Here is an 11802-nt window from a genome sequence, read left to right on the forward strand (position 1 = left end):
GGAACGGTCGACCTCGGGCTCACTCGGCCTCGTAGCGGACACGATGACACATGCCCGGCAGCTCTCCGCCCGCCAGCTTCGGCAGGACGTCCGGGAGTTCCTCGAAGCCGCACTCCCCGGTGACGAGCGCGTCGAAGCGGGCGTCGGCGAGGAGTTCGAGGGCGAGCGCCAGCCGGTCGGCGTACGTCCGTCCGGCGCGTGCGTTCGGGGAGACGGTTCCGACCTGGCTGCTGCGGACCGTGAGCCGGCGTGAGTGGAAGGCCTCGCCCAGCGGCAGGGTGATCCCGCGGTCGCCGTACCAGCTCAGCTCGACGATCGTGCCCTCCGGGGCGAGGAGTTCGAGCGAGCGGACGAGTCCTTGTTCGCTGGCGCTGGCGTGCACGACGAGGTCGCACTCGCCGAGCGCGTCCCCGGGCAGCGCGAAGTCCACGCCGAGGGCGCGGGCGATGTCGGCGCGGGCCGGGTCGGCGTCGACGAGCTGGACCCGCACGCCCGGGTAGCGGGCGAGCAGCGCGGCGACCGAGCAGCCGATCATGCCGCCGCCCACGACGGCGATCCGGTCCCCGACGAGCGGGGCCGCGTCCCATACGGCGTTGACGGCGGTCTCCACGGTCCCGGCCAGGACGGCCCGCGCGGCGGGCACCGACTCCGGCACGACGGTGACGGCGCTCACGGGAACGACGTAGTGGCTCTGGTGCGGATACAGACAGAAGACGGTCCTGCCGAGCAGTGCGTCCGGCCCCTCTTCCACCCGCCCGACGCTGAGATAGCCGTACTTCACGGGGGCGGGGAAGTCACCGTCCTGGAAGGGCGCGCGCATGGTCGCGTACTGGTTCTCGGGCACCTGGCCGCGGAACACGAGCGTCTCGGTGCCCCGGCTGACTCCCGAGTACAGCGCGCGGACGAGAACCTCGTCGTCAGCGGGTGTGGCGAGGGTCTCGTCGCGGATCTCGCCGTGCCCGGGGGAGCGTAGCCAGAAGGCTCGGGCTGTCGGTTTCATGTGCGTCTCCGTGAACGGTCGAGCGGTTCGCCACGTACGCAGCGGTGGAAGTTCGCGGACACGGTACGCGGCGATGATCCACTTGTCACACGTTCGGAAGGTATGCGGTGGCCCTGATCAACACATACGACGGCCGGCTGTTGCTCTCGGAGACGACTGTGGGCGCGGGCGCCCAGGTGCTGCTCCTCGCCTTCCTGGGCACGGCGATCGGACTGGGCCCGGCGGGCTGGCTGACCGGGCTGGCCTTCGGGCTCGCCACCTGGGCCGTCCTCAACCGCGCCCTGCTGCGCACCCGGACCCGCACCTTCGGCCCCGCCAACCGTGTCACCCTCGGCCGGGCCATACTCGTCGGCGCCGTGACCGCGCTGGTCGCCGACTCCTTCCAGAGCTCGCCGCCGGTCTCGCTCTTCGTCGCCCTGACCGCCATGGCCCTGATCCTCGACGGCGTCGACGGCCAGGTGGCCCGGCGCACCAACACCTCCACCGCGCTGGGGGCACGCTTCGACATGGAGGTCGACGCGTTCCTGATCCTGGTGCTGAGCGTGTACGTCGCCCTGTCGATGGGCCCGTGGGTGCTGCTGATCGGTCTCATGCGGTACGTCTTCGTCGCCGCCGCCAAGGTGGCGCCCTGGCTGAACAACTCCCTCCCGCACAGCATGGCCCGCAAGACGGTCGCCGCCGTCCAGGGTGTCTTCCTGCTGGTCGCGGCCTCCGGTCTGCTGCCGTACGCGGCGGGCTTCGGCCTGGTCGCGCTGGCACTGGGCTCGCTGCTCTGGTCGTTCGGCCGGGACGTCGCCTGGCTGTTCCGCAACCGTGAGGTCCCCGGCGGGACGGGGCCGGCCACGACGACCGCCGCCGAGACGGTGACCGTGGCCGTGGCGGCCCCCTCGGGGCGCCGGACCCCGGAACTCGTCGCCGGCTGACCCTGACCGCCGTCCGACGGGCTCGCCACGAGCCCCTCCCGCGCGGGGCCCGGCTCAGGGGCCGTGCACGAGGAGAGCGCGGACGTGGAGGTCACGGAGGTAGAGGTCGCGGCCGTGGCTCGGCGGACCGGGCCCGTGCAGACCGGGCCCGTGCGGACGGGACCCGTCGGCGGACCGGGACCCGGCGGAACATGAACCCGCGGTCGTGCCCCGCCCCACGGTGACCGCGCGGACCGTGACCCGCCGGACCGTTGACCACGCAGACCATGACCGTGCGGACCGGACCCGTGCGGACGGGACCCGTCGGCGGACCGGGACCCGGCGGAACATGAACCCGCGGTCGTGCCCCGCCCCACGGTGACCTCGCAGACCGTGACCCGCCGGACCGCTGACCTCGCAGACCATGACCGTGCGGACCGCTGACCACGCAGACCGGTGACCGCGTAGACCGGTGAGCACGCAGGCCGGTGACCGCGTAGACCGGTGAGCACGCAGGCCGGTGACCGCGTAGACCGGTGAGCACGCGGGCCATGACCGCGCGGACCGTGACCGCGCGGACCGTGACCCGCCCGACCATGGCGCGGCGAAGGCTCAGCCGACCGTGAGGACGATCTTCCCCGTGGTGCGGCCGGTCTCGCCGAGGGCGTGTGCCTCGGCGGCCTCGGCGAGCGGGAAGGTCGCGTCGATGTGGGGCCGCAACCGCCCCTCCTCCACCAGTGCGGCGACGGCCCGCATCCCCGCCCGGTCGGCCTCGACGAGCATCGGCTCCAGCCGCACCCCCAGCTCATCGGCCCGCTTCCGGTCCTCCTCGTAGCCGTAGGGGAGGATCGTGACGAGGACGCCCCCCTTGCGCAGGACCTCCAGGGAACGGCTCCGGACGTCACCGGCGAGGGTGTCCAGGACCACGTCGACGTCGGCGACGGCCTCCGTGAAGTCCGTGGTCCGGTAGTCGATCAGTTCGTCCGCGCCCAGCTCCCGCAGCAGTGCGTGCTTGCCCGCGCCGGCGGTGCCGATGACGTACGCGCCGCGCGCCTTGGCGATCTGCACGGCCAGATGGCCCACTCCCCCGGCGGCGGCGTGGATCAGGACGCGCTGCCCCGGCCGCACGTCCGCGGTGTCGACGAGCGCCTGGTACGCGGTGAGCGCGGCCAGCGGCAGGGCTCCGGCCCGGACGTGGTCGAGGCCGGCCGGCTTGTGCGCGAAGGACCGGGCGGGTGCCACGGCGTACTCGGCGTAGGCGCCCGCGAGGTGCGGATAGGGCAGCATGCCGAAGACCTCGTCGCCCGGCTTGAAGAGGGTGACGCCGAGGCCGACCTGCTCCACGACACCCGAGACGTCCCAGCCGAGGACGGTCAGCGGCTCCGGCCGCCACAGTCCGAAGGCCCGGTTCTTCCAGTCGGTGGGGTTGACGCCGGCCGCGTGCACCCGGACGAGGATCTCGCTCATGCGCGGGGCGGGGCGCGGCAGCTCGGCCTGCCTCAGCACCTCGGGGCCGCCGAAGGTGTCCTGGGTCATGGCCCGCATGGTGGCGGCGCCGCTGTTCTTCTCGGTGGTTTCGGTCATGCGCTCCAGCCTGCGGCGGGCCGGCGATCACGACAATGGCACGATGGCCATCATTCGATGGGATCGTGCCACACTGGTGGCATGACATCTCCGCACCGTGTGGTGGTCCTCGCTCTCGACGGGGTCTACCCCTTCGAACTCGGCGTGCCGAGCCGGATCTTCGACGCGACCGAGGGCCTGTACGAGGTGCTGACCTGCACCGTGGACGGGCGCCCGGTGCGCTCGGCGGCCGACTTCTCCATCGCCGTGGACCACGGCCCCGAGGTGCTGGACACGGCCGACACCGTGATCGTCGCCTCGTTCGGGCTGACGCCCGCCTCGGCGCGCCTGCTGTCGCCGGAGCTGCCGGAGCCCGTGGCGGCGGCGCTCGCCCGCATCCGGCCCGGCACCCGGCTGGTGTCCATCTGCACGGGCGCGTTCGTGCTCGCCACGGCCGGACTGCTGGACGGCCGGCCCGCCACCACGCACTGGGCGGTGGCCGAGGCGTTCCGGGAACGCTTCCCGAACGTGGACCTGGACCCCGACGTGCTGTTCGTCGACGACGGCGACGTCCTCACCTCCGCAGGCGCCGCCTCCGGCATCGACCTCTGCCTGCACCTCGTGCGCCGGGACCACGGCAGCGAGGTCGCCAACCGGGTCGCGCGCCGGTGTGTGGTGCCGCCGTGGCGGGAGGGCGGCCAGGCGCAGTACATCGAGCAGCCCGTCCCCCAGGCCCCGGCCAGCGGCACCGCCGCCACCCGGCAGTGGGCACTCGAACACCTGGACGCTCCGCTGACGCTGGCCGACCTCGCCCGGCACGCCCGGATGAGCCTGCGCACCTTCGCCCGCCGCTTCCGCGACGAGGTCGGTATGAGCCCCGGCCGCTGGCTCGTCCAGCAGCGGGTGTCCCGCGCCCGCCACCTCCTGGAGTCCACCGACCTCCCGGTCGACGAGATCGCCGGCCGGGTCGGCTTCGGCACGGGCACCTCGCTGCGCCAGCATCTGCACGCGGCGATCGGGGTGTCGCCGCTGACGTACCGGCGTACGTTCCGGGCGGGGGCGGAGGTCCCCGCGGGGGCCGGCCGGTGACGGGGGCCGGCCGGTCACGGCGGCCAGCCGGTGACGGGGGCCGGCCGGTCACGGCGGCCAGCCGGTCACGGCGGCCAGCCAGTGACGGGGCTAGCCGGTGACGGCGGCGCCGGCTCCCGGTGGCATGTTGTAGGGCGTCACCACCTGGATCGCCGACGGCAGGAGGGGCCCCTCGTCGGGGAGGGCCTGGTGCGCGCGCATGATCGTCTGGCAGGCGCGGCGGACGTCCTGGCGGAGGTCGTGGTGGAGCACGGCGGAGAGCCGGTGCTCGCGCAGCAGCCGGGTGTTGTCGTGGTCGAGGTCGTGGGCGACGAAGACGTGCGGCTTCCGGCCGAGCGCGGCGAAGGCGTCGAGCGTCGCGGTGTTGCCCCCGCCGATGGAGTAGACGGCGGCGATGCCCGGCTCGCGCTCCAGCGCGGCTAGGACGAGGTCGCGCTGGGTGGCGTCGAGGCCGTCGCTGTCGGTGATCTCGACGAGGGTCCGCCGCGGGTCGACGGCCCGCATCACCCCGCGGAAGCCCATCTCGCGCTCCTCCTCGTTGCGGTAGAAGCCGCGGCTGATCGTCACCAGCACGGCACCCGGCCGCTCGCCGAGCCACTGCCGCAGCAGATACGCGGCGGTCGCCCCGGCGGCCCGGTTGTCTATGCCGACGTACGCGCCGCGCGCGCTGCCCGGCAGGTCCGTCACGAAGGTGACCACCGGGACCCCGGCCGCGACCAGCCGTTCGACGGCGGCGGTCACCTCCGGGACGTCGGGCGCCTTGAGGATCACCCCCTGCGAGCCGCGCCGGCCGATCCGGTCGAGCACCCTGACCATCTCCGTCGCGGAGCCCGTCTCCCGGAAGTGGAACCGGGACCGCACGACGGCGGGGTGCAGGGACGGCAGCTCCGCCTCCAGGGCCTCCCGGACCGCCGTGGAGAACCGGTCCGGGGTCTGCATCACGATGTCGACCATGAACGTACGGCCGCCGATGCGCACCTGGGTCCGCTGCCGGTCCAGGTCCTTGACGGCCTGGTGCACCTCGCGGGCGGTGCTCTCGCGCACCCCGCCCCGGCCGTTGAGGACCCGGTCGACCGTGGCCTGGCTCAGCCCGGCCTGACGGGCGATCTCCCGGATCGTGTAGGGGTGTGTCATGACGGGGCGTCCTGGGGGGTCGGCGGCGGTCGGCGGTCGGCGGTCGGCGGTCGGCGGTCGGCGGTCGGCGGTCGGCGGTCGGCGGTCGGCGGTCGGCGGGGGAAACGGCCTCGGTCCCGCCGGTGCTCCCGGGGCACCCGGATGATGGGTTTTTGATGGCCTGCTGCGGGTTGTACGAGGGCCTTCGCCCCTCAAGACTGACAGAGGCGAAGGCGCCGGGAAAGGCCGGGACGCCCTGCCCGTGCCTGTGACGGGGCCCGGCAGGGCCCACCGGCGCCGACCGAAAGGAAACTCCTGATGGGACTACTGGAGGACAAGGTCGTCCTCGTCAACGGCGGCAGCCAGGGCGTCGGCGCGGGCATCGTCCGGGCGGCCCTGCGCGAGGGCGCGACCGTGATGTTCACGGGCCGCCGCGCCGAGGTCGGCGAGAAGCTCGCGGCGGACACCGGCGCCGGCTTCCTGCGGGCCGACCTGACGGACCCGGCGCAGGTGCGCGGTGCCGTGGACCGGGTGGTAGCCGCCCACGGCCGCGTGGACAGCCTCGTCAACGCGGCCGGCCTGACCTCCCGTGGCTCGCTCCTCGACACCTCGCCCGAGCTGTTCGACGCGCACATCGCGATCAACCTGCGCGCCCCCTTCTTCGCCATGCAGGCGGTGGTGGAGCACCTGGTGGCCCGCAAGGCGCCCGGCACGATCGTCAACATCGGCTCGAACTGCGCGCACGGCGGCCCGCCGTTCCTGGCCCCGTACTCCGCCGCGAAGGCCGGTCTCGCGGGCCTCACCCGCAACGCCGCCCACGCCCACCGCTGGGACCGCGTCCGGATCAACGACCTGAACATCGGCTGGACGGAGACCGAGGGCGAGGACGCGATCCAGCGCGAGTTCCACGACGCCGGCGACGACTGGCGCGAGCGGGCCGCCGAGCGCCTGCCGATGGGCAAGCTCGGCCAGGTCGACGAGATCGCCGACTTCGTGGTCTTCCTCCTGTCCGACCGCAGCGGCGTGGTCACCGGCTCGGTGATCGACTGGGACCAGAACGTCCCGGGCGCCTCGGACTGACCCGCCGCCCACCCGCTTCCTCTCTGCTCCCCTCTGCTTCCCCCCTGCTTCATCTGCACTTTCGAAAGGGACACTCGTCATGCGCATTGGCATCCTGGGGCTGGGCCGCATCGGCGCCTTCCACGCCGGGACTCTCGCCGGACTGGACGTCGTGGAGGAGCTGGTGGTCTCCGACCCGGTGGCCGCCGCGGCGCTGGCGGCAGGCGAGAAGTTCGGCGCCACCGTGGTCGATTCGCCCGAGGCGGTGTTCGCCTCGGGGATCGACGGTGTCGTGATCACCGCCGCCACCGACGCGCACCCGGGGCTGATCCTGGCCGCCGTCGAGGCGGGCGTCCCGGTGTTCTGCGAGAAGCCGGTGGCGAAGACGGTCGAGGAGAGCCTGACCGTGCTGCGCGCGGTGCGCGAGAGCGGCATCGAGGCGCAGATCGGCTTCAACCGCCGCTTCGACGCGGGCTGTGTGGCCGCCCGCGAGGCCGTCCTCAGCGGGGAGCTGGGCGCGCTGCACACCGTACGGTCGACCACCCTCGACCCCGCCCCGCCGCCGGCGGCCTATGTCGCGGTGTCGGGCGGCATCTTCCGCGACTGCGCGGTGCACGACTTCGACGTGGTGCGCTGGGTGACGGGCCGTGAGGTCGTCGAGGTGTACGCGACGGGCGCCAACAAGGGCGCGGAGTACATCAAGGAGGCGGGTGACGTCGACACGGCGTCCGCGCTCCTGACCTTCGACGACGGCACCATCGGCGTCATCTCCAACACCCGTCACAACGCGCGGGGTTACGACGTCCGTCTGGAGGTCCACGGCATGCAGGACAGCATCGCCGCCGGCCTCGACCCCCAGCTTCCGCTGCGCTCCGCCGAGCCCGGGGTGACCTTCCCCTCCGGCGTCCCGCACACCTTCTTCATGGACCGCTTCGCCGGTGCCTACCGCGCCGAACTCACCGCGTTCACCGAGGTCGTCGCCGGCACCCGCACCTCGCCCTGCACGGTCGCGGACGCCCTGGAGGCCAGCTGGATCGCCGAGGCGGCGACCCTGTCGGTGGCCGAGCGGCGCCCGGTGCGGCTGGAGGAGGTACGCGAGGCGGTTCTGTAGGCTCCGCCCACTCCCACTCCGCCCTGAAGCAGCCCCCGTCCGCGCCCTGTGCACACGCCGGACGGGGGCGCGTGGGAGCACTCCGCCGATTTCGTAACGACGTGGGATGGACAAATGCCCTCACGTGCCGCCACCATCCTTGAGACACAACAGCATGTGACGCACCGTCTTTCCCATGGCATGCCCCGGAGAGAAAGCGGCCGGGGCCACTTCTCATTCCGGGGGCGGGGAATGCCTGAGGACGAGTACCGCTGGTTACGGATTGCCGTGTCGGAGTTCGGCCGTCAGTGTCGTAGAAAACTGTCGGGCGGGGGCGGCCAGGAATCGTCCATTCGCGGCCCGTTGGAAGCTCTTCTGCGGGCTGTCGGCGATCACCATCAGCACCGTGAAGTCACATGGCACGACGAGTTCCATCTCCCCGACCTCGGTGTTCGGCCCGACTACGCCATACGCGCGAACGGCGAGATCACCGGGTACATCGAGTTGAAGAAGCCCGGCCTGTCGGTGGATCCCGAGACGTTCGGCAAGGCCAACCGCGAACAGTGGGAGAAGCTCCGGGACCTGCCGAACCTCCTCTACTCCAACGGGACCGAGTGGCGGATCTTCCGCCACGGCGAGCAAGTGGGCGAGACGGTTTTCTTCCGAGGGGCCCTCAAGACCGCCGGACAGAAACTGGAGCCGGTCGAAGCTGCCGCCTTCGACGCTCTGCTGAAACAGTTCCTGCGCTGGACTCCCGCGCACATCACACAAGTCCCCAGACTCGTCCAGCATGTAGCGCCACTGTGTCGATTACTGCGCTCCGCCGTCATGGAACAACTGGCCTTCGAAGCACGGTCGTCCGCGGCCGAGGAAGACACACGAGCCCGTCCCTTCACCGGCTTGAAGAACGACTGGCGTCGGCTGCTCTTCCCGTCGGCCGACGACGCCACGTTCGCCGACGGCTACTCCCAGACCGTGACCTTCGCGCTCCTTCTGGCCCGCGCCGAGGGCATTCCGCTCGCTCCGAACTCGTTCCATGAGATCGGCCGCCGCCTCGACGCGGGTCACGCGCTCATAGGAAAAGCGCTCCAACTGCTCACGGACAATGTCAATGAGCGCTTCACCGTCACTCTCGACCTGCTGACCCGCACCATCGCAAGGGTGGACTGGCCGACCATACGTTCCGGCAACCGCGATGCCTATCTCCATCTGTACGAGCACTTCCTCACGGTCTACGACCCGGCCCTGCGGCAGCAGAGCGGCTCGTACTACACGCCCCACGAGATCGTGGAGGAAATGGTCCGCCTCACCGAGGACGTCCTGAGAGTACGGCTGGACCAGGAGGCCGGCTTCGGCAGCGAGGAGGTGAAGATCATCGACCCTGCCATGGGAACCGGAACGTTCCTCCACACCATCATCGAGCGGGTGGCGGAGCAGGCCGTCGCGGATCACGGACCCGCCATGGCCCGGGACGCCATTTCCCGTCTGGCAACACGCCTGTTCGGCTTCGAGTTGCAGATGGGCCCTTTTGCCGTCGCCGAACTCCGCGCTTCCGACCTGCTGAAGCGCTACCATGCCGCGCTGCCCGGTGACGGTCTCAACTTCTTCGTCACGGACACCCTGGACAACCCGTTCGTCGAGGACGAGTACCTCGCCTCCACTTATGGCGCGCTGTCCGCCTTCCGCAGGCGGGCGAACCGCGTCAAGAGGAACATCCCCGTCACGGCCGTGGTCATGAACCCTCCCTACGACGACAAGGCGGAGGGCCGCGGCGGCTGGGTGGAGAAGCGTGCCCAGGGGCAGGAGCCGCCCTTGCTCGACGCGTTCCGTCACCAGGGCAACGGCCGGTACGAGCATGTGCTCAAGAACATGCATGTGTACTTCTGGCGCTGGGCCACCTGGAAAGTCTTCGACGCCCATCCCGACGACCGGCACGGGGTGGTCTGCCTCATCACCCCGTCCGGCTGGGCCACGGGTCCCGGCGGCCGGGGCATGCGCGACTACCTCCGTCGCACGTGCGACGAGGGATGGATCATCGACCTCACGCCCGAGGGCCAGCGCTCCCCGGTCCCCAACCGGGTCTTCCCCGGAGTCGCCCAGCCCCTTGCCATCCACATCTTCGTACGCAGGGCGGACACACAGCGGGGGCCGACCCATCGTGCCCGCGTCCACTACCGAGCCGTGTCGGGAAAGCGAGCGGACAAGTTCCGTCAGCTCAAGGAGATCCACCTCGACGACGAGGGGTGGCGGGACGCGCACGACGAGGGTGTAAGTCCTTTCACACCGGCGACCCGGTCGGGGTGGGACGAATTCCCTGCGCTCAACGACCTTTTCCCTTGGGGCAGTCCGGGCTCGAAGGCCAACCGTTCCTGGGTCAGCGCACCCTCGGCCGAGACCTTGCGCCGTCGGTGGGCCCGCATGGTCCGGGAGACCGATCCCATGGCGAAGGCCGGGCTCTTCAAGGAGACTCGGGACAGAACCCTGGCCAGCAGGACGCGGCAACTTACGGGACAGTCTCGGGCCACCTCGCCCATCGAGCAGGAGGTCACCACTACCCCGCACCTCGTCCGCGTCGCCCTGCGCAGCTTCGACCGGCAGCATCTCATCGCCGACAACCGCGTGCTGGACTATCCGAGACCCGACCTCTGGGCTTCCCTGCAGCCCCTCCAGATCTTCCTCAACCAGCAAGCGTCCCACGCCATAGACTCCGGTGCCGCCGTGGTGGCAACCCATCTGCTCCCCGATACCCACCACTTCAACGGACGCGGCGGCCGGATCATGCCCCTGCTGCATCCGGACGGCTCCCCCAACACCGCCTCCGGTCTCCTGTCCTCTCTCGCCGGTCTGCTCGGGGCGGAGCGGATCACCGTTCACGACCTGGCCGCGTACGTGATGGCCGTGGCCGGTCACGGGGCGTTCACCGAGCGGTTCACGGAGGAACTACTCACTCCTGGGGTGCGTCTTCCCTTGACCCGCGAGCGCGAGTTCTGGGACACAGGTGTGGCTCTGGGCCGGGAAGTCCTCTGGGCGTCGACGTACGGCGAGCGATACGTGGACGCGGCTGCCGGGCGCCCGGCCAAGAACGTGCTGTTCGCACGTGCCGACGAACGGCGGGTGCGGTACCTGACCCACGTCGGTGGCACGATGCCGGACCGCATCCGCCATGACCCCGCCACCCAGACCCTGTACGTCGGTGAGGGGGTCTTCGCTCCTGTCCCCGAGGCGGTGTGGAGGTACGACGTCGGCGGCATGGGTGTGGTCAACAAATGGTTCGGCTATCGAAAGGCGTCCCCCACCAGCAAGAAGACCAGCCCTCTGGACGACATCCACGTGGAATCCTGGCCGCACGAGTGGACGACCGAACTGATGGAACTGCTCTCCGTCCTGCGTCGCCTCGTCGATGTGGCCGCCGCCCAGGAGGTTCTGCTCGGCGAGATCCTCGACGGCCGTCTGATAGCGGAGACCGACCTGATGGAGGCCGGAGTCCTGCCCATCACGACCGCCGCGCGCAAAGCCCGGCATCCGGCAGCGGACGGGTTGTTCTCCGCCGGAGAGATCGCGACTTGAGCCCGGTTCCAAGTCTCCACGTCAGTCTGCTCGTCGCAGCCTCGACAGCGCCTCCTCCAGGGAGCCGTCCTGTGACGCCACCCTTCTCACGGCATGAGCGATTCGAGGGTGGGATTCGGCGATCTCATAGGCGAGCCGCACCACAGCGGACAGCCGTTCATCTGCTGCTTCGTACAACGACCGGTAGTGGACGGCCTCCCCGAGCACAGTGACCGTCACCTTGCCTCTTTCTCGCTTCACGAGCCCCAGAAAGACCAGCTCCGGAAGGTCTGTCAGCACCGTCTGCGGATCCAAGCCTCGGGCGAGTACCTCCTGCTCGGCAGCATCCCCTCTAGCAGGGTCCTGGAGGGGATGGAGAGTCACCTCGGCCAGCAGCCGGTACTGGGAACCGGTGAGAACTACGTACTGCAGTGGCATGC

The 11802-nt window shown here is 70.9% G+C and carries 9 protein-coding genes; 5 read left to right on the plus strand and 4 right to left on the minus strand.

What is annotated here, in order from left to right:
* Nucleotides 1-19: 19 nt before the first annotated feature.
* Nucleotides 20-1000 (minus strand): zinc-dependent alcohol dehydrogenase, encoded by a 981-nt coding sequence (locus SCAB_RS07545; RefSeq protein ID WP_012999461.1) that lies wholly within the window; start codon nt 998-1000, stop codon nt 20-22.
* A 107-nt stretch (nt 1001-1107) separates the two neighbouring features.
* Between SCAB_RS07545 and SCAB_RS07550 the strand changes: the two genes are divergently transcribed.
* A complete protein-coding gene (locus tag SCAB_RS07550) occupies nt 1108-1923 on the plus strand; it encodes a CDP-alcohol phosphatidyltransferase family protein (RefSeq protein ID WP_012999462.1) in 816 nt (271 codons plus the stop codon).
* 591 nt (nt 1924-2514) lie between these two features.
* On the opposite strand, the gene SCAB_RS07555 is transcribed toward SCAB_RS07550, so the two are convergent.
* Nucleotides 2515-3486 carry an NADP-dependent oxidoreductase gene (locus tag SCAB_RS07555; RefSeq protein ID WP_037722727.1) on the minus strand — a complete coding sequence of 324 codons (972 nt, stop codon included), beginning with the start codon at nt 3484-3486 and terminating at the stop codon, nt 2515-2517.
* An 81-nt stretch (nt 3487-3567) separates the two neighbouring features.
* On the opposite strand from SCAB_RS07555, the gene SCAB_RS07560 reads away from it, so the two are divergent.
* On the plus strand, nt 3568-4554 hold the full coding sequence (locus SCAB_RS07560; RefSeq protein WP_041668949.1) for a GlxA family transcriptional regulator: 987 nt from the start codon (nt 3568-3570) through the stop codon (nt 4552-4554).
* A 90-nt stretch (nt 4555-4644) separates the two neighbouring features.
* Here the strand turns inward: SCAB_RS07560 and SCAB_RS07565 are convergent, their stop codons facing one another.
* On the minus strand, nt 4645-5688 hold the full coding sequence (locus SCAB_RS07565; protein ID WP_012999465.1) for a LacI family DNA-binding transcriptional regulator: 1044 nt from the start codon (nt 5686-5688) through the stop codon (nt 4645-4647).
* 297 nt (nt 5689-5985) lie between these two features.
* On the opposite strand from SCAB_RS07565, the gene SCAB_RS07570 reads away from it, so the two are divergent.
* The 3 genes from SCAB_RS07570 (at nt 5986) to SCAB_RS07580 (ending at nt 11383) form a co-directional block, all read left to right on the plus strand.
* Entirely contained in the window at nt 5986-6747 is a 762-nt protein-coding gene (locus SCAB_RS07570) for an SDR family oxidoreductase (RefSeq protein ID WP_012999466.1), read from the plus strand.
* Between the two features lie 79 nt (nt 6748-6826).
* Entirely contained in the window at nt 6827-7837 is a 1011-nt protein-coding gene (locus tag SCAB_RS07575) for a Gfo/Idh/MocA family protein (RefSeq protein ID WP_012999467.1), read from the plus strand.
* A gap of 342 nt (nt 7838-8179) precedes the next feature.
* Nucleotides 8180-11383 (plus strand): type ISP restriction/modification enzyme, encoded by a 3204-nt coding sequence (locus tag SCAB_RS07580; protein ID WP_012999468.1) that lies wholly within the window; start codon nt 8180-8182, stop codon nt 11381-11383.
* Nucleotides 11384-11404: 21 nt separating this feature from the next.
* On the opposite strand, the gene SCAB_RS07585 is transcribed toward SCAB_RS07580, so the two are convergent.
* Nucleotides 11405-11800, minus strand: a complete 396-nt coding sequence (locus SCAB_RS07585) for a hypothetical protein (protein ID WP_037722722.1) — start codon at nt 11798-11800, stop codon at nt 11405-11407.
* Nucleotides 11801-11802 lie beyond the last annotated feature (2 nt).

Source organism: Streptomyces scabiei 87.22 (genome assembly GCF_000091305.1).
GTDB lineage: Bacteria > Actinomycetota > Actinomycetes > Streptomycetales > Streptomycetaceae > Streptomyces > Streptomyces scabiei.

Coding starts and splice junctions, on each gene's coding strand:
- SCAB_RS07570 (WP_012999466.1), top strand. CDS start 5,986: ATGGGACTACTGGAGGACAAGGTCGTCCTCGTCAACGGCGGCAGCCAG.
- SCAB_RS07575 (WP_012999467.1), top strand. CDS start 6,827: ATGCGCATTGGCATCCTGGGGCTGGGCCGCATCGGCGCCTTCCACGCC.
- SCAB_RS07545 (WP_012999461.1), bottom strand. CDS start 1,000: ATGAAACCGACAGCCCGAGCCTTCTGGCTACGCTCCCCCGGGCACGGC.
- SCAB_RS07560 (WP_041668949.1), top strand. CDS start 3,568: ATGACATCTCCGCACCGTGTGGTGGTCCTCGCTCTCGACGGGGTCTAC.
- SCAB_RS07565 (WP_012999465.1), bottom strand. CDS start 5,688: ATGACACACCCCTACACGATCCGGGAGATCGCCCGTCAGGCCGGGCTG.
- SCAB_RS07555 (WP_037722727.1), bottom strand. CDS start 3,486: ATGACCGAAACCACCGAGAAGAACAGCGGCGCCGCCACCATGCGGGCC.
- SCAB_RS07585 (WP_037722722.1), bottom strand. CDS start 11,800: ATGCCACTGCAGTACGTAGTTCTCACCGGTTCCCAGTACCGGCTGCTG.